Annotated in this window: 21 protein-coding genes; 6 read left to right on the forward strand and 15 right to left on the reverse strand. The window is 73.3% G+C overall.

Translation table 11 applies throughout. The features are described from left to right. The first annotated feature begins 75 nt into the window (after positions 1-75). A complete protein-coding gene (locus NUT86_RS18150; protein ID WP_274736409.1) occupies positions 76-936 on the forward strand; it encodes an enoyl-CoA hydratase/isomerase family protein in 861 nt (286 codons plus the stop codon). 36 nt (positions 937-972) lie between these two features. On the opposite strand, the gene NUT86_RS18155 is transcribed toward NUT86_RS18150, so the two are convergent. Beyond that, the gene (locus NUT86_RS18155; protein ID WP_229838329.1) at positions 973-1,626 is read right to left on the reverse strand and encodes a hypothetical protein; all 654 of its coding nucleotides are present in this window, start codon (positions 1,624-1,626) and stop codon (positions 973-975) included. 8 nt (positions 1,627-1,634) lie between these two features. Then, positions 1,635-2,219: an RNA polymerase sigma factor gene (locus NUT86_RS18160; protein ID WP_078518772.1), complete on the reverse strand. Its 585-nt coding sequence runs from the start codon at positions 2,217-2,219 to the stop codon at positions 1,635-1,637. A gap of 220 nt (positions 2,220-2,439) precedes the next feature. Here NUT86_RS18160 and NUT86_RS18165 point away from each other — a divergent pair, with 220 nt between their 5' ends. Next, positions 2,440-3,048 (forward strand): flavin reductase family protein, encoded by a 609-nt coding sequence (locus NUT86_RS18165; RefSeq protein ID WP_159489310.1) that lies wholly within the window; start codon positions 2,440-2,442, stop codon positions 3,046-3,048. A 46-nt stretch (positions 3,049-3,094) separates the two neighbouring features. Here NUT86_RS18165 and NUT86_RS18170 read toward each other — a convergent pair whose 3' ends face one another. The 5 genes from NUT86_RS18170 to NUT86_RS18190 all read right to left on the reverse strand — a co-directional run bounded on the left by NUT86_RS18170 (position 3,095) and on the right by NUT86_RS18190 (position 8,698). After that, positions 3,095-3,778, reverse strand: coding sequence for a hypothetical protein (locus tag NUT86_RS18170; RefSeq protein WP_274736411.1), 684 nt, complete (start codon positions 3,776-3,778; stop codon positions 3,095-3,097). A gap of 83 nt (positions 3,779-3,861) precedes the next feature. Continuing rightward, positions 3,862-5,193: an MFS transporter gene (locus NUT86_RS18175; RefSeq protein ID WP_274736413.1), complete on the reverse strand. Its 1,332-nt coding sequence runs from the start codon at positions 5,191-5,193 to the stop codon at positions 3,862-3,864. A gap of 77 nt (positions 5,194-5,270) precedes the next feature. Next, positions 5,271-6,341, reverse strand: a complete 1,071-nt coding sequence (locus tag NUT86_RS18180) for a Zn-dependent alcohol dehydrogenase (RefSeq protein WP_274736414.1) — start codon at positions 6,339-6,341, stop codon at positions 5,271-5,273. Next, positions 6,341-7,522 (reverse strand): acyl-CoA dehydrogenase family protein, encoded by a 1,182-nt coding sequence (locus NUT86_RS18185; RefSeq protein ID WP_274736416.1) that lies wholly within the window; start codon positions 7,520-7,522, stop codon positions 6,341-6,343. The genes NUT86_RS18180 and NUT86_RS18185 overlap by 1 nt, the downstream gene beginning before the upstream one ends. 267 nt (positions 7,523-7,789) lie before the next feature. After that, positions 7,790-8,698, reverse strand: coding sequence for an SDR family oxidoreductase (locus tag NUT86_RS18190; RefSeq protein WP_018092293.1), 909 nt, complete (start codon positions 8,696-8,698; stop codon positions 7,790-7,792). A 108-nt stretch (positions 8,699-8,806) separates the two neighbouring features. Here NUT86_RS18190 and NUT86_RS18195 point away from each other — a divergent pair, with 108 nt between their 5' ends. Then, positions 8,807-9,733, forward strand: a complete 927-nt coding sequence (locus tag NUT86_RS18195) for a cyclase family protein (protein WP_274736420.1) — start codon at positions 8,807-8,809, stop codon at positions 9,731-9,733. Between the two features lie 406 nt (positions 9,734-10,139). Here NUT86_RS18195 and NUT86_RS18200 read toward each other — a convergent pair whose 3' ends face one another. From NUT86_RS18200 to NUT86_RS18215, 4 genes are all read right to left on the reverse strand, one after another. Further along, on the reverse strand, positions 10,140-10,625 hold the full coding sequence (locus NUT86_RS18200) for an ATP-binding protein (protein WP_018092295.1): 486 nt from the start codon (positions 10,623-10,625) through the stop codon (positions 10,140-10,142). 473 nt (positions 10,626-11,098) lie between these two features. Next, positions 11,099-12,097, reverse strand: coding sequence for an acyl-CoA dehydrogenase family protein (locus tag NUT86_RS18205; RefSeq protein WP_274736422.1), 999 nt, complete (start codon positions 12,095-12,097; stop codon positions 11,099-11,101). Between the two features lie 6 nt (positions 12,098-12,103). Then, positions 12,104-13,285, reverse strand: a complete 1,182-nt coding sequence (locus NUT86_RS18210) for an acyl-CoA dehydrogenase family protein (RefSeq protein ID WP_266450671.1) — start codon at positions 13,283-13,285, stop codon at positions 12,104-12,106. Between the two features lie 5 nt (positions 13,286-13,290). Then, positions 13,291-13,422 carry a hypothetical protein gene (locus NUT86_RS18215; RefSeq protein ID WP_268251386.1) on the reverse strand — a complete coding sequence of 44 codons (132 nt, stop codon included), beginning with the start codon at positions 13,420-13,422 and terminating at the stop codon, positions 13,291-13,293. Positions 13,423-13,550: 128 nt separating this feature from the next. On the opposite strand from NUT86_RS18215, the gene NUT86_RS18220 reads away from it, so the two are divergent. Then, on the forward strand, positions 13,551-15,077 hold the full coding sequence (locus NUT86_RS18220) for a class I adenylate-forming enzyme family protein (RefSeq protein WP_274736426.1): 1,527 nt from the start codon (positions 13,551-13,553) through the stop codon (positions 15,075-15,077). A gap of 75 nt (positions 15,078-15,152) precedes the next feature. Continuing rightward, positions 15,153-16,340 carry a winged helix DNA-binding domain-containing protein gene (locus tag NUT86_RS18225; RefSeq protein ID WP_274736428.1) on the forward strand — a complete coding sequence of 396 codons (1,188 nt, stop codon included), beginning with the start codon at positions 15,153-15,155 and terminating at the stop codon, positions 16,338-16,340. Between the two features lie 30 nt (positions 16,341-16,370). On the opposite strand, the gene NUT86_RS18230 is transcribed toward NUT86_RS18225, so the two are convergent. The 3 genes from NUT86_RS18230 to NUT86_RS18240 form a co-directional block, all read right to left on the reverse strand. Further along, the gene (locus NUT86_RS18230) at positions 16,371-18,620 is read right to left on the reverse strand and encodes a protein kinase (RefSeq protein ID WP_274736430.1); all 2,250 of its coding nucleotides are present in this window, start codon (positions 18,618-18,620) and stop codon (positions 16,371-16,373) included. Between the two features lie 215 nt (positions 18,621-18,835). Then, positions 18,836-20,968, reverse strand: a complete 2,133-nt coding sequence (locus NUT86_RS18235) for a serine/threonine-protein kinase (protein ID WP_274736432.1) — start codon at positions 20,966-20,968, stop codon at positions 18,836-18,838. Positions 20,969-21,277: 309 nt separating this feature from the next. Continuing rightward, positions 21,278-21,754: a MarR family winged helix-turn-helix transcriptional regulator gene (locus NUT86_RS18240; protein WP_274736433.1), complete on the reverse strand. Its 477-nt coding sequence runs from the start codon at positions 21,752-21,754 to the stop codon at positions 21,278-21,280. Positions 21,755-21,933: 179 nt separating this feature from the next. On the opposite strand from NUT86_RS18240, the gene NUT86_RS18245 reads away from it, so the two are divergent. Next, positions 21,934-23,100, forward strand: a complete 1,167-nt coding sequence (locus NUT86_RS18245) for a cytochrome P450 (protein WP_274736435.1) — start codon at positions 21,934-21,936, stop codon at positions 23,098-23,100. Positions 23,101-23,140: 40 nt separating this feature from the next. Here the strand turns inward: NUT86_RS18245 and NUT86_RS18250 are convergent, their stop codons facing one another. Then, positions 23,141-24,847 carry a glycerol-3-phosphate dehydrogenase/oxidase gene (locus NUT86_RS18250; RefSeq protein WP_159487769.1) on the reverse strand — a complete coding sequence of 569 codons (1,707 nt, stop codon included), beginning with the start codon at positions 24,845-24,847 and terminating at the stop codon, positions 23,141-23,143. Between the last annotated feature and the right edge of the window lie 30 nt (positions 24,848-24,877).

A 24,877-nucleotide genomic window follows, 5' to 3' on the forward strand; every position in this document is an offset into this window, starting at 1 on the left:
CGCCTCCGCAGTCCCGGCCACCACGCCACCGGCCGCCGTGACCACCCCGACCGCACCCTCTGGAGCCGCTCCCCCATGACACCCTCACCGTCCCCCGGTTCCGTTCCCCCTGCCGAGCCCGGCGAGCCCGCCGCCCGCGCGGAACCCGTCGATTCATTGGTACTGCACACCACTGACAACGGCGTCTCGTGGCTCACCCTCAACCGGCCGGACGCGATGAACGCCCTCACCCCTGACCAGCGCGAACGCCTCATCGGCCGGCTCGCCGACGCCTCGGCCGACCCGGACGTGCGGGCCGTCGTCCTCACCGCGACCGGCAAGGGATTCTGTGCCGGCGCCGATCTGCGCGGCTCGCCGTCGGCCGGTGAACGGGTCGCCGGTGATGTCGCCCGGCTGATCCGGGACGGCGCCCAGCGGCTCATCACGGCGGTGCTGGACTGCGAAAAGCCGGTCATCGCCGCCGTCAACGGCACCGCGGCCGGGCTCGGCGCCCATCTCGCACTCGCCTGCGATCTGGTGCTGGCCGCCGAATCGGCCCGCTTCATCGAGGTGTTCGTCCGCCGCGGCCTGGCCCCGGACGGCGGCGGCGCCTACCTCCTGCCACGGCTGGTCGGCCCGCAGCGCGCCAAGGAGCTGCTGTTCTTCGGGGACGCCGTACCGGCCGCCGAAGCGGAGCGGCTGGGTCTGGTCAACCGGGTCGTGCCGGACGGCGAGCTGGCGAAGACGGCCCGGGAGTGGGCCGAGCGGCTGGCGGCCGGCCCGACCCGCGCACTGGCCCTGACCAAACAGCTGGTCAACGCCTCGCTCGACACCGACCGGGCCACGGCCTTCGCCGCCGAGGCCACCGCGCAGGAGATCAATATGACGACGGCCGACGCACAGGAGGGGGTCGCCTCCTTCGTGGCACGACGCCACCCGACGTTCCGGGGACGGTGACCCTCCCCAGGCCGCGTTCCCGGAGCCCCCGCGGGCCTACTTCACCCCGGCAGGGCACTCCGGCACCTCACGGGTGTTCCGCGTGCGCACCCCCGGCAGCCAGCCCCGCACCCCCTGCCCGCTGGTGACCAGATACCAGCGGGTGGAGGTGATGCCCGCTTCGTCGCGGACCATCCGGCCGTCCGTCACCACACAGCGCGCCGCCAGCGCATCGCCGTGCCAGACCCGGCCGGCGGAATTGCCGCGCTCGGCGTACTTGGCGTGCGGGTCATTGGCCAGCCGCAGCGCGCACTCCAGGGAGCGGCCCGTGCGGCAGGCCCGCTCGCTGTTGTGGACCGTTATCTTCACCGTCGGGGGCGGCCCCGCGGGCTGCAGGGTGACGGGCCCGGGACGCACCAGCCACCACACCCCCAGCGCCACCGCGGCCACCGCCGCCGCCACCACGAGCATGACCATGCGCGGCCGCCTCTGGGACAGCGGCACCACGGCGGGTACCTGCTCCGTGCCCGGGTCCCTGATGCGGTCCCACAGGCCGGGCGGTGTCTCGATCTGTTCGTCCGCGAGCCGTAGCCGTGCGCGCAGCAGCGCCTCGGCATCGTCCCCGGCTCCGTCGCCCCGGCCACCGCCGAGGTCCAGGCCGTCGCCGCCCGCACCGCCCGCACCGCCGTCGTAGCGTGGCCCCACGCCCACCGTGCCGTTCACCTCCCGGCCTGCCCGTGCTCCGATTCAACGAGGTAGGCGCGCAGCCTGTCCAGCGCACGGGCGCGATGGCGGGCGGCGGTGCCACGATGCACCTTCATTATCTTGGCGGCCTGGTCGATGGTGTAGCCGTCGAGGTCGACGAGGATAACGATGCCGGCCTGCCGGTGCGACAACTGCCCTAACAGGCGCACCGCTTCGATCTCGGCCTGCCGCCGCTCCACGCCGCCGTCCCAGCCGCCGGGCGCCCCACCGAGGCCCCCACCGGCGCCCCCTCCCGCACCGGCCTCCTCGACGCCCTCCAGACCGTCGACCAGCACCTGGCGCCGGTCCTTGCGGTAGGCGTCGCGGGCCACGTTGAGCACGGCGGTGAAGGCGTAGGCGTACGGCTCGGGATGTGCGAGGAAACGCTGTGGCCGGGCCGCGAGTTTGAGATACGCCTCGTGCACCACATCCTCCGCGGACTGTCTCGATCCGGCCAGCATCACCGCCCTCCGGTACAAGCGGGGCAGCAGCCCACAGAAGACCTCGTCGAAGGTAGGTGACGCGGCAGACGAAGCTGACGATGATGTCGCATCGGCCATGTACCGGAACTCTCCCCCGTGCTCGGCTACGGACGCGGCCGGAGTGGAGCTACCCGCGCGGATGACACGCAATCAGGAATCCAGCCCCCAATTTCCCCCGAATCCGCCGCAGATCACCCCGAGTGACCGGGAAACCACACCTGCGGGTGGCGCCCGCCCCGCACACCTTCACATCTGACGCAGCATCAGATTCAATAAAGACATGATGGGACACGCGGGAATGGCGGCCACGGTCGTGCGATACCTACGCTCCGTCGGCGCGCCCACCACGGCCGCCGCACCGTCCCCCGCCACCGCACTGCCGCGGCCCACACTGCGCGCCGTACGCGAGGACGAGCGCGCCCCTCTGGACCCGGCCGAATTCCGCTCCGTCCTGGGACACTTCGCCAGCGGTGTCACGGTCATCACGGCCCCCGGGGAGCCGGGCCCGGCCGGATTCGCCTGCCAGTCCTTCGCCTCGCTCTCGCTCGACCCGCCGCTGGTGACGTTCATGGTGGCGCGCATGTCGACCACCTGGCCGCGGATCGCCCGCGCCGGGGTGTTCTGCGTCAACATCCTCGGCGCCGGACAGGGCGACCTGTGCCGCGGGTTCGCGGTCAGCGGCGGCGACAAGTTCGCCGGCGTCCCCTACAAGGCCGCGCCGGCGACCGGCTCCCCACGACTGGCGGACGTCCCCGCCTGGATCGACTGCACGGTGCAGGCCGTCCACACCGGCGGCGACCATCTCATCGTGGTCGGCCGGGTCGAGGCCCTCGGCACCGACCCGGCAGCCGCCGGGGACGGCCCGCTCCTCTTCCACCGGGGAGCCTTCGGGCAGTTCCGGCCATGAGGGCGGCGGTACGCCGACGCGTACCGACCGGCCCGGCCTGCGAGGTTCATACCGCGGACAACAGGCCCGCCCCGAGAGCGCACACACCCAGTACGAACGCGGCCAGGAAGCCGGTGCCCACGACGGTGAGCATCAGCCGGACGGTCCGCCGGGCCCCGGTGCCCCGTCCGGCGACCGCGGCGAGCAGCGCCGCGGGAACGGCGGCCGCGGTGAGCGCCGGCCAGCACACGAGGTAGACCCGGGGCGGCCCCGCCGAGCGGGTGAGGAGCGCGAGCACCGTCCCGTATGCCAGGGTCGCACCGGCCGCGGTGAACGGGGCGGCGGCCGCCGTCCACCACCACTTCGGCCGCCCGTGCCACCCTCCCCACCGGGCCGCCCGGCGCGCCAGCGACAGCGTGGGCAGCACCAGGGTGGCCGTCAGCACAAAGCCGGGGAGGGCACCGAGGACCAGTGCGAACGGCAGCACGAAAGCCGCCATGAACCCATTGCCGGCCGGGCCCTCCTGGGTGAAGGAGTACAGGGTGAGCCCGACCGCCACGATGACGGCCTCGGCCAGCAGCGCCGCCATCGAGACCAGCAGGGTCCGGCCGCTCCAGACCGGACCGAGGGCGCCGGTCTCACCGGCCCGCCCGGGCGTACCGACCGCCCCGCCGGCTACCCCGGCCCCGTCAGCCTCACCAGCCCCGTCGGCCGCACCGGCCGCACCGGCCCCGCCCCCCGTCGTCCCCATCCCCCATCACCCCTCTCACCGGGATGATGCCCCGCGCAAGAGTCCGCCCCGCCACCGGGGCGCTCTCGGGCCTTCGTGGGGAATCAGCCCTGGGCCGCGACCACCCGCCCGTCCCCTGGGCCCTCCCTCCGCTGCCGGATGACCAGGGCCATCAGCGCCGCGACGGCGCACAGTGCGCCGGACGCGTACCAGACCGGGTTGTACGTACCGAACGCATCGCGCGCCAGGCCGCCCAGGAAGGCGATCAGCGCGGCGCCCACCTGGTGGGCGGCCAGCACCCAGCCGAAGACGATCGCGCCGTCGTCGCCGTAGTGCTCGCGGCACAGGGCGATGGTCGGCGGGACGGTCGCCACCCAGTCGAGGCCGTAGAAGACGATGAAGAAGACCATCGGCGGGTGGACGGTGTCGGACAGCAGCAGCGGCAGGAACATCAGGGACAGGCCGCGCAGCCCGTAGTAGGTGGCCAGCAGCCGGCGGGTGTTGAAGCGGTCGGTGAACCAGCCGGACGCGATGGTTCCGGCGATATCGAAGATCCCGATCACCGCGAGCAGCGAGGCGGCCGCCGTCATCGGCATGCCATGGTCGTGCGCCGCGGGCACGAAGTGCGTCTTGACCAGGCCGTTCGTCGTGGCACCGCAGATCGCGAAGGTGCCCGCCAGCAGCCAGAACGGACCCGTACTCGCCGCCGAGACCAGCGCCCGTACGGCACGCCGGGCCGCGCCCCTCTGAGGCGGCGGCTTGGGGACGAACTCCGTCGCCCCGTACGGCGCGACGCCCACATCCGCCGGGTGGTCGCGCAGCAGCAGCCACACCAGCGGGACGACGGCGAGCGCGGCGAGCGCGACGGTCACCGCGGCCGGCCGCCAGTCGTGCCGGTCGATGATCCAGGAGAGGAGCGGGAGGAAGACCAGCTGACCGGAGGCGCCGGCCGCGGTGAGGATGCCGGTGACCAGCCCGCGCCGGGCGGTGAACCAGCGGCCGGTGACCGTCGCCGCGAAGGCCAGCGCCATCGAGCCGCTGCCCAGGCCCACCAGCACACCCCAGGACAGGACGAGTTGCCAGCTCGCGGTCATGAAGACGGTCAGCCCGGCGCCGGCCGCGATCACCGTCAGGGCGACCGCCACCACCCGCCGGATGCCGAACCGGTCCATCAGCGCGGCGGCGAACGGCGCCGTCAGCCCGTAGAGCGCGAGGTTCACCGACACCGCAAAACCGATGGTGCCGCGCGACCAGTGGAACTCGGCGTGCAGCGGCTCGATGAGCAGGCCGGGGAGGGAGGCGAAACCGGCCGCGCCGATGATGGTGAGGAAGGTGACGGCGGCGACGGACCAGGCCCGGTGCGGGCGCCGCCGACGGGGCGCCGGGGCAGGGGCGGGGTCCGCCGTGCGCAGGGGCAGTTCGGGTGTCTGGGTCACCGGAGCAGCTTCGTCCGTCACCCCCGGGCGGAACGAGTGGCCGGAAGGCCAGGGTTCATCAGGATCGGGCCAGGGCCCTATCCGAACGTCAGCACCCCCCGGGCCACCCGCCCATGATGGGCGTCGTCCGCCGCCTCCGCGAAGTCCTCCACCGGATACGTCCGGGTCACCAACTCGTCCAGCAGAAGCCGCCCTTCGCGGTACAGGCGGGCGTAGAGCGCGATGTCCCGCTGGGGCCGCGCCGACCCGTAACGGCAGCCCAGTATCGACTTGTCGAGATACATCGACGACACCAGGAACGAGGCCTCCGCGGTGGCCGGCGGCACACCGAGCAGCACCGCCTGGCCGTGCCGGTCCAGCAGATCGACGGCCTGCCGGATCAGCCGGGTGCTGCCCACACACTCGAAGGCATGGTCGGCGCCGGTCGGCAGGATCTCCTTCACCGCCTTGACGCTGTCGGCCACCGCCGACGCATCGATGAAGTGCGTCGCCCCGAACTGCCGCGCCACCACCTCCTTCGCGGGGTTGGCGTCCACCGCCACGATCACCGACGCCCCGGCGATCCGCGCGCCCTGGAGCACATTGAGGCCGATCCCGCCGGCCCCGATCACCACGACCGAGTCCCCGCGGTCCACCTTCGCCCGGTTGAGCACCGCCCCGACGCCGGTCAGCACCCCGCACCCGATCAGCGCGGCCGAGGTCAGCGGAATGTCCTCGGCGATCTTCACGGCCTGCACCGCCTTGACGACCGTACGCTCCGCGAACGCCGAGTTCGACGCGAAGCTGAACAGCTCGCGCTCGCCCCGCCGGAACGGCTTCTGGGGCATCCCGATCGCCTTCCGGCACATCGTCGGCCGCCCCCGGTCGCACTCCGCGCACGCCCCGCAGTTGGCCAGCGTCGACAGCGCGACATGATCACCGGGCGCCACATGGCCGACGCCCGCACCCACGGCCTCGACCACCCCCGCGCCCTCGTGCCCCAGCACCACCGGCACCGGAAACGGAATGGTCCCGTCGACCACCGACAGATCGCTGTGACACAGCCCCGCGGCCCGGATCCCGACCAGCACCTCACCCGGGCCCGGGTCCCGCACCTCCAGATCGTCCACGACCCGGGGCTGCTCACCGTCGAATATGACGCCTCTCATCACCGCTCCAGTCTGGGCAGGCCGAGCACGCGCTCGGCGATGATGTTGCGCTGGATCTCGTCCGAGCCCCCGTAGAGGGTGTCGGCCCGGGTGAAAAGGAACAGCCGCTGGAGCGCGTCGAGTTCGTACGGCGCCCGCGCGGTCCAGTCGACGGGCCCGAGCGCCGCCGCGGCGCCCCGCACCCGCATCGCCAGCTCCCCGAGCCGCTGGTGCCAGCCGCCCCACAGCAGCTTCGCCACACTCGGCGCCCCCGCGTCCCCGGCGGTACCCAGGGTCCGCAGCGCGTTCCACCGCATGACCTTCAACTCGGCCCACTGTCCCACGAGTTGATCACGCAGCACCGGATCCCGCAGCGACCCGCAGCGCACCGCGGCGGCGATCACGGCGGCCAGCTCCGCGGCGAACCCGATCTGCTGCACGAGCGTGGACACCCCCCGCTCCCGCGCCAGCAGCCCCATCGCCACCCGCCAGCCCGCGCCCTCCCCGCCCACCATGTGCGGGGCCAGCGCCCCGTCGAAGAACACCTCGTTGAACTCCGCCGTCCCCGACATCTGCCGGATCGGCCGCACCTCGATCCGCCCCGGCTGGTCCATCGGCACCAGCAGGAACGACAGCCCCCGGTGCCGCCGCTCCCCCGGGTCCGTCCGCGCCAGCACGAAGCACCAGTCGGCCTCCCGTGCCAGCGACGTCCAGATCTTCTGCCCGCTGACGCGATACCCGGCCCCGTCCCGGACCGCCACCGTGCGCAGCCCCGCCAGATCCGACCCCGCCTCGGGCTCGCTGTAACCCTGGCACCACAGCTCCTCCCCCCGGGCGATGGCCGGCAGAAACCGCCGCCGCTGCGCCTCGTCCCCCTCCGCGATCAGCGTCGGCGCCAGCAGGTTCTCCCCGATGTGCCCCACCCGCCCCGGCGCCCCGGCCCGCGCATACTCCTCGGCCCACACGACCTGCTGGCTCAGACTCCCCACCCGATTTCCGTACGCCCCCTCCCACCCGAGCCCGATCCACCCCCCACTCCCCAACTCCCGCTCCCACGCCCGCCGCCCCCCAACCCCCTCGTGCTCACTCCCGGGACCCCCCACCCCCGCCAACGCGGCGTACTCCCCCACGAGATGCCCCGAAAGCCACTCCCGGGCCTCACTCCGGAACGCCTCATCCGCACTCCCGAACTCAAAGTCCACAACGCCCTCCCACACCAACCCCCACCAACCTCCAGAACTCCCCCCACGGGAGGGGACGGGCCGGAGGGGCAGGGGTGTGGGACGTAAAGCGAAGCAGTCCCACACCCCTGCCCCGGAGGCCCGTCACCGCACCCAACACCCACCCGCCCGCCGCAGGCGCGACGGCGGGGAACCCGCAAGCATCACCCGCGCCCAAGCCCCGCGCAGCGGCCGGCGCAACGGCGAGCAACAACCATGGCGGGAAAGCCGAAAACGCGGGCCCGCCACCTACCGATTCGGCCGCGCCTTCGCCTCCGCCGCCGCAGCCATAGACGCCACCCGCCCCAACATCGGCATCGGATCCGTCCCCACGGACCCCGGCAACACCTCCGCCACCCGCTCCGGCGTCCACCCGCCCCCCTCGGCATATACGGAGCGCAGCTCCACCGGCTGGGCCCAGACGGCGATCTTCGGCCCGGCGACCGTATAGACCTGCCCGGTGATCTCCCGGGCCCGCTCGCTCAGCAGATAGACGACCAGCGCCGCCACGTCCTCCGGCTCACCGATCTCCGTCAGTTCCATCGGCACCTTCGCCGACATCCGCGTGCGCGCGACGGGCGCCACCGCATTGGCCGTCACCCCGTACTTGTGCAGCCCGAGCGCGGCGCTCCGCACCAGCGAGATGATCCCGCCCTTCGCGGAGGCGTAGTTGGCCTGGGAAACCGACCCCTGGTGATTCCCGCTGGTGAAGCCCACCAGCGTCCCGGACCCTTGGCGCCGCATCACCGCCGCCGCCGCCCGGAACACCGTGAACGTCCCCTTCAGATGAGTGGCGACCACCGGGTCCCACTCCTCCTCGGTCATGTTGAAGAGCATCCGCTCGCGCAGGATCCCGGCCACGCACACCACGCCGTCGATCCGTCCGTACTGCGCCAGCGCGGTGTCCACGATCCGCTGGCCGCCGGCCATGGTCGACACATCGTCGGCGACCGCGGCCGCGACTCCTCCCGCCGCCTCGATCTCCTTCACCACGGACTCGGCGACCTCGCTGCTGGGTGCGCCGCCCTCGATGGAGACCCCGTAGTCGTTGACGACCACTTTCGCGCCCTGTTCCGCGCAGGCGAGGGCGACCGCCCGGCCGATGCCGCGGCCCGCCCCCGTGACGGCGATCACTTTGCCGGCCAAGAAGTTCCCCATGCCGTGACCCTTCCCGCAGTTTCTGACGGACCGTTAGATTTTTGAGCAGACCCGGTACGAACACAAGACCCCGGGCCGAACCCGGCCCGGCCGCCCCGAGGAGGGCCCATGCCCCTGCCACAGGAGTTCCACGAGATCGCCAAACGCGTGAACAACTGGGGGCGTTGGGGCGCGGACGACGAGATCGGCACGCTCAACCTGATCACCGGTCAGGTCGTCCGGGAGGCCGCCGCCGGCATCCACAGCGGCCGCCGCATCCCGCTCGCCCTCCCCCTCCAGCACGACGGCGTGCAGACCGGCCTGATACCGGGCCGGGTCAATCCGCTGCACACCATGACGGCCATCAACCAGGAGATCTTCGGCCCCGGTACGGTCGCGACCTCGGACGACGCGGTCACCATGGGCCTGCAGTCCGCCACCCACTGGGACGGCCTCACCCATGTCTCCCACTCCGGGCGGCTCTACAACAACCGGCCCGCCGACTCGGTCACCGCGCACGACGGCGCCACCTGCCTCGGCATCGAGAAGGCCACCCCGCTCGTCTCCCGCGGGGTCCTCCTGGACGTGGCCCGGGCGCGCGGGACCGACGTGCTGCCCGGCGGGCACGCCGTCACACCGGAGGACCTGGACGCCGCCGAGGAACTGGCCGGGACGACGGTCCGGTCCGGCGATATCGTCCTCGTCCGGACCGGACAGCTGCGGCACTATCTCGCCGGCGACCGGCAGGCCTACGCCTTCCCGTCACCCGGCCTGTCGCTGCGCACTCCGGAGTGGTTCCATGCACGCGATGTCGCGGCGGTCGCCAACGACACCCTGACCTTCGAGATCTTCCCGCCGGAGATCGAGAACCTGTGGATGCCGGTGCACGCCCTCCATCTCGTGGAGATGGGCATGCTGCAGGGCCAGAACTGGAATCTGGAGGAGCTGTCGACGGCCTGCGCGGAAGAGGGCCGCTACGCATTCTTCCTGTCCGCCATGGCCGAACCGTTCGTCGGAGCGTCCGGCGCACCCGTCGCCCCCGTAGCGATCCTCTGAGGCGCCCCTCCGAGGCGGCCCTCCGAGGCGGTCCACCGAGGCGGTCCACCGAGGCGGTCCACCGAGGCGGCCGCGTCGAGTCGCCGACCGCACCGGCCGGCGACTCGACGGCGCCCGGCCGTCCAGGTGGCGGTGCGCTCGTGCGCGCCCCGAGCACGGCACCGCGGACCGCCACCCTCCCCCGGCTCCCGCCAGGGCCCCCGACCAGGCCACGATCCGCACTCGTCAAGGCCCCGGACCGGAATCCCGGCCCTCCCCACGACCTCGGCGTCCCCTCGCGGCGCATCGCTTCACCCAAGGGTGATCAACTGAGCACGCCACGTCAACACCTGGTATGGACTAATTTCGTTACGCCCGATTCGCCCTACCTGACGGCAGTGCGCCGCCGGTGCGCCGATCGGCTCGATTACGCCTGGTGTGTCACAGCGCGTGAGGCCGTGCAATGGGGCTCATAAGCACCCAGATCGGACCCGGCTGCCAACAGCAGTGGCCGGCCGCGGTCCACCTCGCACCAGATCCGCTTGCCGGCGCCCTCCTGCTGCCAGCCCCAGCGGTCGGCCAGGCCGTCGACCAGCTCCAGGCCGCGGCCGTTGGTGTCGTCGCCGTCGGCGTGCCGCTGGCGCGGCGGGCGGGCGCTGGCGTCCGCCACTTCGACCCGAACCGTGCCCACCACGGCACCCGAGCCGGAGAAACACATCCGCAGCTCGGCCGCCGCGCCGGTGTGCACCACGGCGTTGGTGACGAGCTCGGAGATCAACAGGATCAGCGTCTCCGCGAGCGGTTCATCGACCCCTATACCGGAACCCACGAGCCGCGACCGGGCCCACCGCCGGGCCCGCCCCACCTCCGCGGGGTCGGGCCGTACGTCCAACTGCACCTGAAGCACCTGCACCGCTCACACCATCCGAACCGGCGGAAACATCGCCTCGCGCCTCCACGGAGTCACGGTGCGTGACCCCGGCGATGCACAGCATGGTTGACGTTGAGTCACCCCAACAAGCGCTTCGGGCATATTCCAGCGCAAGGGAGTATGCGTCCTGCATACTGTGCGACGCACTTTGCGGGGAGTCGAACAAGGGGGGCGACCGGGCCCCTGCCTTAGGCGGGCGGCGCGCAGTCCGTACCCCGGAGCCGTCATTCCGACGGCACCGGGTTCGTTGCGCCACAGAACCACTCGCACCCAACGGAGAGTACCCGAGCGGAGCGCCGACTCCCCCCTGTGACGAGTCACGCCTAGGACACAACCCGATATCGACACTCCGTGACCACTTCTGCATGGTGAGTCCGACATTCCGCATACGGGGTGCGAGAGTCTGACATCACCGGCCACCGCGCACCTCCGGAACGGCCTTCGCGCCCGCGCCGTCAGGCGATCAAGCCCGCGGCCAGCAGCTCCTCCGCCTCGCCCGCCGCCCCCCAGCACTCGGCGCGCAACCAGGCCCGCTTGAGATGCAGATGGACATCGGCCTCCCACGTGAAGCCCATTCCGCCGTGGACCTGCAGACAGTCCCGTGCGTTACGCACCGCGGCCTCGTCGGCGAGCAACTTCGCGCCCGTGATGTCGAGAACACTCTCCGTGATCGACGCCGCATACACCGCGCTTCGGGCCATTTCCGCCCGTACCAGCATCTGTGCGCACAGCTGCTTGACCGCCTGGAACGAGCCGATGGGGGCGCCGAACTGCTCGCGCTCACGGGCGTGGCCGGCCGCCATCTCGACCGTGCGGACGGCGCTGCCCAGCTGCTGGGCCGCGGTGAGCAACGCCGCCTCGCGACGGAGCCGGGGGACGTCCAGGGCAACGGGCTCGGTGCGCGGCAGGTCCAGGACGCGGGCGAGCGGGGTGAGGGGGTCGACGGAAGCAAAAGGGGCGCAGGAAACTCGGTCCGACGCGCTCCGGTACGCACCGCCCGTGCGCTCCCGTGCGCCCTCCTCCTCGTCACCCTCCACCTCGTCACCCCCCTCCTCGTCACCCTCCACCAAGATCAACTCATCGCATCCGGCCGGGTGTTCCCACAGCACCGGCTCCCGCGCCCCCTCGCACAGCCCGACGGTCTTCTCCCCGGTCGCGACGCCGTCCACCACTCCGGCCAGCAGCTGGCACGCCACCAGCGGCCCCGGCAGCAGCGCGCGCCCGGCCTCCTCCAGGACCAGCACCGCCTCCGGCAGCCCCAGCCCCACCCCGCCGTCCTTCTCCGGCAGCCGCAGCGCGAAGAACCCGGCCGCGCCCAGCTCGCGCCACAGCGCACGGTCCGGTCCGGGGTCCTCGACGGCCGCCCGCAGCCGGTCCCGGCCGAACCGCCCGGCCAGCAGCTCCCGGGTGCCGTCCTTCAACGCCCGCTGCTCATCGGTGAGTTGGAAGTCCATCGCCGGTCATCGCCCCTTCGGCAGGCCGAGGATCCGCTCGGCGACGATGTTCTGCTGGATCTGCGAGGTGCCGGCCGCGATGGTGTACGAGAGGGACGACAGCCGGTCCGCGACCCACTCGTGGTCCGCGTCCAGCGCACCGGCGCCCAGCACCTCGGCCGCCGTGTCGTACAGCTCCTGCCGGGCGTGCGAATAGCGCAGCTTGAAGACCGAGCCACCGGCTCCCGGGACGCCGCCGCTCCCCCGCTGCCCCCCGCGCGCGGGGGCCCGCATCGCCTCGCTCACATTCCACTGGGTCAGCCGCCACAGGGCCGTGAACTCCGCGTGCAGCCTGCCCAGCCTGCGGCGCAGCACGGCATCGTCCCAGCGGCCGTTGGCCCGGGCGGCGCGGGCCAGCGCGCCGAGCACCCGGCGGCAGGCCACCACCTCGCCGACGAAGGCGGTGCCGCGCTCGAAGGACAGCGTCACCATCGTCACCCGCCAGCCGTCGTTCTCCGCACCGACGCGGTTCCCGGCCGGGACCCGTACGTCGTCGAGGAAGACCTCGGCGAACTCCGTCGAGCCCGCGAGGGTGCGCAGCGGCCGGACCGTCACGCCCGGCGCGTCCATGGGCATCGCCAGCCAGCTGATGCCGCGGTGCTTGGGCGCGGCCGGGTCGGTGCGGACCAGGAGTTCGCACCAGTCGGCGACCTCGGCGTGCGAGGTCCAGATCTTGGCGCCGTTGATGACGTAGGTGTCCCCGTCGCGGACGGCCCTGGTGCGCAGCGCGGCGAGGTCGGAGCCGGCGTCCGGTTCGCTGAAGCCCTGGCACCAGATCTCCTCGCCGCGCAGGATCGGCGGCAGCCAGCGGGCGCGCTGCTCGGCGGTGCCCTCGGCGGCGAGGGTGGGCCCCGCGTGCAGCAGCCCGACGAAGTTCGCGCCGACGTAGGGCGCCCCGGCGCGCTCCGTCTCCTCCAGGAAGATCAGGTGCTGGGCGGGGGTGGCGCCCTGCCCGCCGGCGTCCCGCGGCCAGTGCAGGCCCGCGTATCCGGCGTCGTACAGCATCCGCTGCCAGGCCGTGTCGTACGCCCGGCGGCCCGGCCAGTCGGTCGCGGCGGGCGGTGCGGGGAGCCGGGGCAGCACCTCGCCGAGCCACCGGCGCAGCCGGGCCCGGAACTCTTCCTCCTCGGGTGTGCAGGTGAGGTCCATGGCGGCTACTTGCCGAGGTCCGGGCCGGGCCCGCGGACCGCATTGCCGCGCACCGGCCCGTGGCCGGAGAAGTGCGCGGGCCCGGTCGCACGGCCGTCGACGCCGATGCTGCGCGGCAGCTCCCTCGGGTTCGCCATCGCTGTCCCCTCACCCGTATCTGATGCACCGTCAGAACGAGGCTAGCCCGGCCCCTCTGGACCGACAAGGCGCCGGCCTCTAATCTCGGCGGGCGATCTGACGCATCGTCAGCGAAGGGGAGGGCCAGATGACCGGCACCACCTTCTGGGACCTGGTCGCCCGGCGCGCCGCCCGTACCCCTGACGCGCCCGCCCTCATCCAGGGGGCCGAATCCGCCCGGCAGGAGCGGCGGATCACCTTCGGCGCCCTGCACCGGCGCGCGGAACGGGTCGCGGCCGGCCTGTACGAGACGGGCGTACGGCCCGGCAGCCGGGTCGTCTGGCAGCTGCCGCCCCGGATCGAAACCGTCCTGTTCAGCCTCGCCCTGGCACGGATCGGCGCCGTCCAGAGTCCGGTCGTGCCGCTCTACCGCGCGCATGAGGTCGGCCAGGTACTGCGCCGCACCCGCGCGGCCTTCTTCGCCGTCCCCGGCGTGTGGCGCGGCTTCGACCACCGCGCCATGGCGGACCGCCTGGCCGCCGGTCTGCCCGGTCCGCTCACCGTCATCGAGGCGTACGACACGCTGCCCGACGCCGACCCGGCCGTCCTGCCCCCGCCGCCGGCCGACGACGACGAGGTCCGCTGGATCTACTGGACCTCCGGCACCACCGCGGCCCCCAAGGGCGTGCTGCACACCGACCGCAGCCTGCGGACGGCCGGCCGGTGGCTGGGCGCGGCGCTGCGCCTCGGCCCGTCGGACATTGGCTCGATGGCCTTCCCGTACGCCCATGTCGCCGGGCCCGACTACACCGTCATGCTGCTGGAGCACGGCATCCCGGCCGTCCTGCTGGAGCACTTCGCGCTACCGGGCGCGCTCGCCGCCTACCGCCGCCACCGCGTCACCCTCGCCGGCGGCTCCACCGCCTTCTACGCCCTCTTCCTCGCCGAGGCCCGCAAGCTGCCGCCCGGTCGCCGGCTGCTGCCGTCGCTGCGGCTGCTGGCCGGCGGCGGCGCGCCCAAGCCCCCCGCGCTGTACCACGAGGTCGTCGCCGGGCTCGGCTGCCAACTCACCCACGGCTACGCCATGACGGAGGCCCCCATGGTCACCATGGGCGACCCGTACGACAGCCCCGGGCACCTGGCCGGCACCGACGGCCGGCCCCCCGCGGGCATGGAGATCCGTATCGCCCCCGGAAGCGGCGAGATCCGGCTGCGTGGCCCCGCCGTCTGCCGCGGCTACCTCGACGAGCCCGCCCCCTTCGACGCCGACGGCTTCCTCCCCACCGGCGACCTCGGCCACCTCACCCCCAGCGGGCACCTCGTCGTCACCGGCCGCCTCAAGGACATCATCATCCGCAAGGGCGAGAACATCTCCGCCCAGGAGATCGAGGAACTCCTCTCCCGCCATCCCGACATCGCCGACGCCGCCGTGGTCGGCCTGCCGGACACCACCCGCGGCGAACGCGTCTGCGCGGTCGTCGAACAACCCCCGGGAGCACGGGAATTGACCCTCGCCACCCTCTCCGCGCACCTCCTCTCCCACGGCCTCGCCCCGCACAAGCTCCCCGAACAGCTGGAGCTGCTGCCCGCCCTGCCCCGCGACACGACCCTGCGCAAGGTCCGCAAACAGCAGCTGCGGGAGCGGTTCGGGGGCGGCGGGCCGGGGGCGGGGTGAGGCACCCGACCCGCCGCCCCAATGACCGCCCATGCGGACACTCGCTGTCCTCCACCCCTCCTACGCTCCCCCCCCATGAGCCACTCACGACCCCATATCGACACCGCCGGGCGGCAGGCCCGGCTCGGGCGGCGGCAGTTGCTGGCGGGCGGGCACCGGGCGGACCGCGTGGAGGAGGTCGCCGAGGCGGTCGTGGGGCTGCATGCCAGCGATCCGGCGACCGTTCATCTGGCGGCCTGTGCGCGGCTGGCCGAGCCGGATCCGGCGGAGGTGGAGCGGGCGCTGTACGACGACGGCTCGCTGGTCCGGATGCTGGGGATGCGCCGCACCCTCTTCGCGGTCGGCGCCGGGCTCGTACCGGTCGTCGCCTCGTCCACCGCACGGGCGGTCGCCGCCAAGGAGCGGGCGGGGCTGGTCCGGTGGCTGACCGAGGGCGCGCCGGGGTGGGACGAGCGGCGGCTGGCCGAGGCCGAGGCGAAGGTGCTGGCCGTGCTCGGCGGGCGGGGTGCGGCGACCGCGGCCGAGCTCACCGCGGAGGTGCCCGAGCTGCGCGAGGCCATCGTGGTCTCCCCCGGCAAGCCCTACGAGGCCACGGTCGCCGTCTCCAGCCGCATCCTGCGAGTGCTCGCCGCCGAGGGCCGTATCCGGCGCGGACGGCCGCGCGGCGGCTGGACCAGCAGTTCCTTCCGCTGGACGCCCGGCACCGCGTTCGCCGAAGTGCCCGCGCCACCGGCACCCGAGGCGCGCGCCGCACTCGCCCGCCGCTGGCTCGCCTCGTACGGCCCGGCGACCGTCGAGGACCTCAGGTGGTGGACGGGCTGGACGCTCACCGCCACCCGGCAGGCGCTGGCCGCCACCGGCGCCGTCGAAGTGACCCTGGACGGCGGCACCACGGGCGTCGCACTGCCCGACGACCTCGGCCCGGTCGCCGCACCCGAACCCTGGGCCGCTCTGCTGCCCGGCCTCGACCCCACCACGATGGGCTGGAAGGCCCGCGACTGGTACCTCGCCCCGGACCAGGTGCCGCAACTCGTCGACCGCAGCGGCAACATCGGTCCGACGGTGTGGTGGGACGGCCGGATCATCGGCGGCTGGGCCCAGCGGGCGAACGGTGAGATCGTCTGGCGGCTGCTGACCGACGACGGAGGCAGCGAGGCCGAAGCGGCGGTGGCGGACGCGGCGGCCCGGCTGGCGGCCTGGGTCGGTGGGGTCCGCGTCACCCCGCGCTTCCGGACGCCGCTGGAGCGGGAGTTGAGCCGGTAGCGACCGGCGGCGGGCCGGTGCCGGGCCGCCTCAGCGCGGCCGGTAGGCGCTCGTCGCCTGCCCGTAGAGCTGGTCCACCTCGTGCCGGCCGCGGTCCGGGCCGATGACGAGGACGAGGTGGTAGCGGCCCTTGTGGATCATCGCGAGGTTCCGTACGTACACCTCGCGGCCGCTGCTGTCGCGCCAGGAGAAGGTGCCCTCGGCCATCGCCGTCTTCCCGACGTCGATCCGCTGGAGGCCGGAGGCCGAGGCCCAGCCGGAGGAGCGGTACGGCGCCAGCTCGGGCTCCTCGTTCTGCAGATACGCCATCGGGTCGGTGCCGAAGCGCGCCGTCGTGTCGCGGCCGGGCACCACCACCAGCTCATAGTCCCCGCCGACGTACCGCACCTGGCCCCGGTCGTTCGCACCGCGCCGCTGCCATTCCTTGCGGACCGCGACCTGGAATCCCTTCGGGTCGCTGCGCACCTCGAAGCCCTTGGCGAGCTCGGCGGGCGCGGTGGACTGCGGGGCGCCGGTGCCGGCGGAGGCGTGGTCGCGGTCGCTCTCCTCGTCCCCGGGCGGTGCGGGACTGCCGCCGGGCGCCGCACCCGAGGTGCCCGTACGGTCCGCGCCGCGCTCACCCGCCTTGGAGTCCGAACCGGACTTCGGCAGGAACGCCATCGCATAGACGACCGCGCCGACGAGCAGCAGCAGGATCGCGGTGAGCAGCACCCGGCCGAGGTGGCGCGGTGCACGCGACGGGCGGGATGCGGTGGCCGGGCCGGCCTGCCCGCTCATCTGCTGCTCGTACGGGTCCCGGTCCGCGGGCCCGCCCCGTCCGGGCGGCGGCGCCGGGTTGCCGGACCTGGCCGTGCGGGCCGGTCTGGACTGCCGGAGCGGCTTCGGCTGCTTCGGGGGGCGGGGCGGGCGGGCGGTGGAGACCAGCGGGGTGGACTGCTCCGGGGCCGGCGCCGGCGGCACGGGCGGTGCGGCCGCGGCGGCGCTCACGGCGGCCGGTGCCGGCTGCGGCCGTGCGCGGCGGGGCGTCCGGGTCTTCTTGTGCCGCCCCTTGCGGACGAGTTCGCCGCGGCGCCGCACGATCGGCAGCCGCCGCGGGTCGGCCCCCTCCGCCGGCATCGTCACCAGCCGGCTGCCGACCTCCGGCTCCGGTGCGGTACGGATCAAGGAGCGCAGCCAGCCGCTCAGCTCCTCGGCATCCGGGCGGTCGGCCGGGTCCTGGCGCAGCAGGGACTCGACGACCGGCCGCAGCGCCCCGCACTCCTCGGCGTCCGCGGGCGGCTGCGAACAGACCAGCTGCGCCAGTTCGACGGCGTTGTCCTCGGGGAACGGCGGCTGCCCCTGCACACTCCGGTAGAGCAGCGCGCCGACCGCCCACAGATCGGTGGCCGGGCCGACCGGCGGCGCCAGCTGCCAGTTCTCGTGCACCGGTCCGGCCTGCTCCGGCGCCCAGCGCTCGGTGACCGGGCCGATGACGGTCAGCCGCGCCTGGCGGGCCCGTTCGGCGGCGAGCCCGGCGGTGGGCCGGCCGTACGCGGGCGCGGTGTCGCCGTCCGGGGCGGGCTTGGTCAGCGAGGTCTTGGCGTCGGGTCCGGCCGGTGCGGGCTCGCCCGGGGCGGGGGCGTCCGGGGCGGGCTCGTCCGGCAGGGCTCCGGCCGTGGTGGGCGGCTCGGCTCCGCACAGCGCTTCCTGGGCCGCGCCCGCCGCCAGACCGGTCAGGATGGCCCGGCCGTCGTCGCAGACCAGGACCGTACGGGCGGTGATGTTGCGGTGCAGCCGGCCCTCCGCGTGCAGCACCCGCAGCGCGGTGAGCAGATCCGCGGCGATCTCCGCGGCGCGGTGCGGGGACAGCGTCCGCTCGGCGAGCAGCGCGGACAGCGGGCGGGCGAAGAGGAGTTCGGCGACGATCCACAGGCTGCCGTCCTGCGCGAAGACGTCGAAGACCTGCTCCAGCCGGGGGTGGTCGGCCAGCTGGGCGGTGGTCGTCGCGGCGTCCAGCGCGCGTCGTACGGCGGGGTCCCGGGGGCTGCGGTCGGCCACCCCCGCCCCGCCGGTCAGCCGCGGGGCACCGTAGCGGCCGCCGGCACCGCCCTCGGCGGGCCCGGCCGGCTCCGCGCCCACGACCTCCGCTTCGACGACCTCCGGCAGCGGCACCTGGCGGACCAGGACCTCCTGTCCGCTGAACGTGTCGAACGCCCGGGACTCGGTGAAGTCATCGTCGCCGAGGGGCCGCAACGGCAGGCGGTAACGCTCGGCGAGCACCCTTCCCGCGTACTCGTCCACGACGCCTCCCCGCAGCGCGCGCTGTGTCTACCGTCGCGCCGGAACGCCCTCGGCGCTGGCGCCTCCGGTCACTTCCGGTCGTATTCCCGCCGATTGCGGATGCGTACGGTCTTCGCGGTCTCACGATACGTGCCCGCACCGGAGCTTGCGGCCCGGTCTGCGCAACGACGCGCGCTCTGTCCGCTCATCGCCCGGCCGCTGCCCCGGTCCCGCGCTCAGTCCTTGATCGCGAAGGTCTTGAACGCGGTCCTGACCACGTTCTGACACTCCTTCTCCGACCAGGCGTCCGCCTTGCAGGTGATCATGATGGCGTAGCCGTGCTTGTCGTCGGCCTTGAAACCGCGGTCGAGGACCCGGACCTTCTGGCCGCTCTGCCGGCGTGTGAAGGACCAGTCGGCGACGGTCGGATAGTCGCGCCACTTCACCGACTTGATGCTGATGAGGTGGTAGTCCTCGCTGGAGCCGCGCACGGCCGGCTCCAGGCTGCGCCAGGAAGCCGCCGCGTCGGTGCCGGGCTCGGCGTTGTAGTCCACCTGGACGCGGGGGAAGCCGCCCGAGGCGCTGTAGATGACGCCGGAGCCCTGCCCCGCGGTGGCCGTCTGCTTGAAGCCCTTGGGCATCGCCATACCGAAGTGGAACCGGCCGTTGGAGACCTGGGCGAAGCCGTCCGGCACCGCCTTGCCGCCCTTGCCGTCCTTCCCGCCGGTGTCGCCCTTGTCCTCGGCCGGGCTGACCCCGCCCGGCGTCTGCGGGGCCGGCGAGGCGGGCCCGTCCTTCGCGTCCTCGCCCGTCCCGGCCGATTCCGTGGAGGGCTTCGCCTTCGCCGCGGACGACGCCTTGTCGTGCTTGCCGGCCGGCTTGCCGCTGTTCTTCGTGGTGTCACCGCCGCTCAGCGCGACGGCCAGGACCGTGCCCAGCACCGCCAGGGCGACGATCACGGCCACGATGATCAGCGTGCGGCGCGGGACGACATCGGTCACCGAAGCACGCGTCGACGGACGGTTCCCGTCACCGGGTCTGGAGTCCGCACGGGCTCGTGCGGCGTCGGCAGCGGCAGTGGCGGCCGTACGGACCGTCTGCAGGGCGGCGCGCAGCCGCTCCTTGGCGGCATCGGTGTCGAACCCGGGGCGGGTGAGCGTCGGACGGGACACGCCCGAGCCCGCCCGGTCCGCAGCGGTCGTTTCCTCGGCGGCCGGGGTGGCCGACTGCTGCGGGCGCTCGGTCCGCTCCGGGGTGCTCGTCGCGGCGGCCTTGGCGGCCGCGGGCTTGGCGGCGCCGGTCTTGCTCTTGCCCGCCTTCGTACCGTCGGACGCGGACCCGCTCCCGGCCGCCGGCTCCGCCACCGGGGCGGCGGCCGGCTTCGGCTTCGGCTTGCGCGGCACCCGCGGCTTGGGGGCGGGCTTCGGCTTCGGCGCGCTCTCGGGCTTCGCCTTCGCCCGCTCCTTGGGCACCGTCGGCAGCACCATCGCCCGGGTCTCGTCCAGCGGGGGCTCCGGCTTCTGCGCCTCGGGGGCGTGCACCACATCGAGCAGCAGCGTCCGCGCACCGGCGTCGTCCAGCCGGGCCGCCGGGTCCTTCACCAGCAGGCCGAAAATGACCTCTTCCAGCGCACCGGCGCTCTTCGGCGGCTCGACCGGTTCGGTCATCACCGCCGTCAGCGTGGCGATCGCCGAGCCCTTGTCGTACGGCGGCACGCCCTCGACACAGGCGTACAGCAGCCCGCCCAGCGACCACATGTCGGCCGGCGGGCCCGGCTTGTGGCCGCGGGCGCGCTCCGGGGAGATGTAGGAGGGGGCGCCGACGAGCATGCCGGTCGAGGTCACGGAGGGGTCGCCCTCGACCTGGGCGATACCGAAGTCGGTCAGCACGACCCGGCCGTCGTCGGACATCAGGACGTTGGACGGCTTCACATCGCGGTGCAGGATGCCCTCGGCGTGGGCGGCACGCAGCACATCGAGCACCGCCAGGCCGACCTCGGCGGCCCGGCGCGGGGTGAGCGGGCCGTCGTCACGGACGACCTCGGCGAGCGAGCGGCCCTCGACCAGCTCCATCACGATCCATGGGCGGTCGTCCTCGTCGACCACGTCATAGACCGTCACCGCGCCGTTGTTCCTGATCCGGGCGATCGCCTTGGCCTCGCGCAGCGTGCGGGTGATCAGACGACGCTTCTCGTCCTCCTCGACCCCGCCCGGGAAGCGCAGTTCCTTGACTGCGACCGTACGGCCCAGGACCTCGTCGCGTGCCCGCCAGACGGTACCCATGCCGCCCCGGCCGAGAACATCGGCGAGCCGGTACCGGCCGGCGAGCAGCCTGCCCTCCTTGCCGTTCATCTCGACCTCGTCGCCCACTGAATCCCCTCTGCAATCCAGCCGAGTTGGCAGCTTCGACGTCCCATCGATCACCAAACTGGCCCAACTCGGACAACCCACCCTGGCAGAGCCTTCATTCTCCCTCATCCGCGGCCGTGCGGAAGGCCCGGGTCGGTGCGGGACGACACCTCGTACCCGTCATGATGGCCCCGGCGTACGGCAGTCCCGGTGACGAGGCGCCCGCGCCGCCCGGCCGCGGCCCGCGCCCTCCGCACCCGCGACGGCTTCCCCGCCGCGCGTTTCCCCACGGCCGGTGTGGCGGACCTGCGCAGGGTGACACTCCGCCAGCTAAGGGCTGTCAGGCCCGTCCTCCATGGCGGAGCTCAGCTCGGACAGCAGGGTCTCGAACTGCTCCAGCAGCTCGGCCGGGTAGCGGGACAGGACCGCGTCCTGGCGCGCGTTGGCGGGACCGAAGAACTCGTCCGCCAGCTCCCTGACCCGGGGGCTGCTGTGCAGGGTGACGATCCGCCGGTCTGCGTGTCCGCGGGTACGGGTGACATACCCGGCCTCTTCGAGGCGGTTCAGCAGCGCGGTCATGGCCCCCGAGGACAGCGGGATACGCCTGCTGAGCGAGGCCGGTGACAGCGGGGCGCCCCGCTCCTCGGCCGAGGCGATCTCCAGCAGGGCGAACGCGTCGGTGGAGTGCACGCCGATACGGGCGGCGAAGCGACGGCCCAGTTCGGTGAAGGTCGCCCCGTAGTCCCTGAGCCCTTCCGCCAGCCGCTCACGCTGCGCCCCGACACCGCCGGACACCGGTTCCTCCACGAGGCCCCTCCGCCTTCCCGTCGCCACCGGCACCGCAGGCGGCGGCACATGTTGACAACCCGCCGCGGCTCACCTTAGCTTCCCGCTGGAATTACTTCACCATAAAGTTTCTTCACCAACGAGCCACTTCACGGCAGAGGTACACCTCCCCACTCCCCTCCCGACTCCCTGGAGCGCTGATGCTGAACGCCCCCCGCCTCGACGGCATCGACCCGTTCGCCGCAACCGTCCGCGGCCTCACCGAGCCCGATCCGGTCCGCGCCGCGCTGCGGGCCGCCGGCCCCCTCGTGGAAGTGGACGCCCCGGCCGGCGGACCGGCATGGATCGTGACCGATGACGCCCTGGCCCGCGAGGTGCTCACCGATCCCCGGATCGTCAAGGACCCCGCGTTCGCGCCACCCGGCTGGGACCGGCACACCGCCGGACTGGAGCAGACCGCCGCCGAACAGCCCTCCCTCACCACCCTCGACGGCCCCGAGCACACCGCTCTGCGACGCGCCCACGCTCCGCTCCTCAACGCCCAGCGGATCCGCGCACAGTTCGAACGGGTCCACGCGATCGCCCGGGAGCTGCTTACCGAACTCGGCGCCCGCCGCACGGTGGTCGACCTGATGGCGGGCTTCACCACCCGCTATCCGCTCACCGTCCTGCTCGATCTGCTCGGCATACCCCTCGACCACGTCGACCGGGCCGCCGACGGCTGCCGGCAGATGTTCGGCGACGAGCCCGGCGCGCAGGGCAGGGCGATCGCCGCCCTCAGCGAACTCGCCGCTTGTGGGCTCGACGAGGGCGGCCGGGGACTCGCCGCGGAGCTGCGCGACCGGGTCCCCGCACACACCACCCGGGACCAGCTGCAGTACCACCTGTTCGGGCTGATCTTCGCCGGACAGCTCACCACCGACGCATCCCTCGGCGTCCTGATCGCCCGCGCACTCGCCACCGGCCCGCACCGCGGCCCGGCGGACCGGACGGACCTCGACGCACTGGTCCGCGACACGCTACGGCAGCACCCGCCCGCCCCGTTCACGCTCTGGCGGTTCACCACCACCGAGACCGAACTCGCCGGGACACGACTGCCCGCCCGGGCGCCCGTGCTCGTCGACATCCAGGGAATCAACACCGACCCGGCCCGCTCCGCCGGACCGGACCTCACCTTCGGCGCCGGCCCACATTTCTGCATCGGCGCGCAGCTCGCCCAACTCGAACTGCGCGCGGTGGCCGCGGTGCTGCGCACCGACTTTCCCGACGCCCGCCTCACCGTCCCCTTCACCGAGCTCCGGCTGACCGGCATCGGCGGCCTGCAGGGAAGCCGGCTGACCGCCCTCCCCGTCGCCCTGCACGGCTGACGGCTTCCCGCTCCGGCCCGCGGCCCGGTAGCAGGGCGCTCTACAAGGGCACGATGTCCGGCGCCCCCAGCCGCGCCGCATCCGCCGTCAGATCGTCCGGCTGCCGCTGCGATTCGCGCTCCGCCTCGACGCGCTTCTGGTAGTGCGCGATCTCCTTCTCGATCTGGTCGCCGTCCCAGCCCAGCGCGGGCGCGATCAGCTCGGCCACCTCGCGGGCGCTGCGGGTGCCCCGGTCGAAGGTCTCGATGGAGATACGGGTGCGCCGGGTCAGTACGTCGTCGAGGTGGCGGGCGCCCTCGTGGGTGCAGGCGTAGACCGCCTCGGCCCGCAGATAGTCGTCCGCGTGCGCCAGCGGTTCGCCCAGCGACGGATCGGCCACCACCAGCTCCAGCAGCTCCTCGGTCAGCGAGCCGTAGCGGTTCAACAGATGCTCTATGCGGGCCACATGCAGTCCGGTGCGGGCCGCGATCCGGGCCCGCGCGTTCCACAGCGCCCGGTAGCCCTCGGCCCCGACCAGCGGCACGTCCTCGGTCACACAGTCCGCCACCCGCTGGTCGAGGCCGTGCACCGCCTCGTCCACCGCGTCCTTCGCCATCACCCGGTACGTCGTGTACTTGCCGCCGGCCACCACTACCAGCCCCGGCACCGGATGCGCGACGGTGTGCTCCCGCGACAGCTTGCTGGTGGCATCCGACTCGCCCGCCAGCAGCGGGCGCAGCCCCGCATACACCCCCTCCACGTCGTCCCTGGTCAGCGGGGTCGCGAGCACCTCGTTCACATGCTCCAGCAGATAGTCGATATCCGCGCTGGAGGCCGCCGGATGCGCCTTGTCCAGGTCCCAGTCCGTATCCGTCGTCCCCACGATCCAGTGCCGCCCCCAGGGGATGACGAACAGGACACTCTTCTCCGTCCGCAGGATCAGTCCGGTCGTGGAGTGGATCCGGTCCTTGGGGACGACCAGGTGAATGCCCTTCGACGCGCGGACATGGAACTGGCCGCGCTCCCCGATCAGCGCCTGGGTGTCATCCGTCCACACCCCGGTGGCATTGACGATCTGCTGCGCCCGGATCTCGTAGTCGCCGCCCCCCTCGACGTCCTCCACCCGCACGCCGACCACCCGCTCGCCCTCGCGCAGAAAGCCCACCACCCGTGCCCGGTTGGCGACCTGCGCCCCGTAGGCGGCCGCGGTCCGCACCATCGTGGTGACATAGCGCGCGTCGTCCATCTGCGCGTCGTAGTACTGCAGCGCGCCGACCAGCGCGTCCTTCTTCAGACAGGGCGCCACCTGCAGCGCCCGCTTGTGCGACAAATGCCGGTGCACGGGCAGTCCGCGGCCGTGCCCCGACGAGACCGACATCGCGTCGTACAGCGCCACACCGGAGCCCGCGTACCAGCGCTCCCAGCCCTTGTGCTGCAGCGGATACAGGAACGGCACCGGCTTGACCAGATGCGGCGCCAGCCGCTCCAGCAGCAGCCCGCGCTCCTTCAACGCCTCTCTGACCAGCGCGAAGTCCAGCATTTCCAGATACCGCAGACCACCGTGGATGAGCTTGCTCGACCGGCTGGAGGTGCCCGACGCCCAGTCACGCGCCTCGACAAGTCCGGTGGACAGACCGCGCGTCGCCGCGTCCAGCGCCGTGCCCGCGCCGACGACTCCGGCGCCGACCACGAGAATGTCCAGCTCCCGCTCCGCCATTCGGGCGAGCGCCTCGGCCCGCTGCGCCGGTCCCAGTATCGCTGTCTTCACTGCTGCCTCCCGCTGTGATCGGGGCCACAC

Origin of the sequence: Streptomyces sp. G7(2002) (assembly GCF_028870195.1) — a bacterium.
GTDB classification, from domain to species: domain Bacteria; phylum Actinomycetota; class Actinomycetes; order Streptomycetales; family Streptomycetaceae; genus Streptomyces; species Streptomyces nigrescens.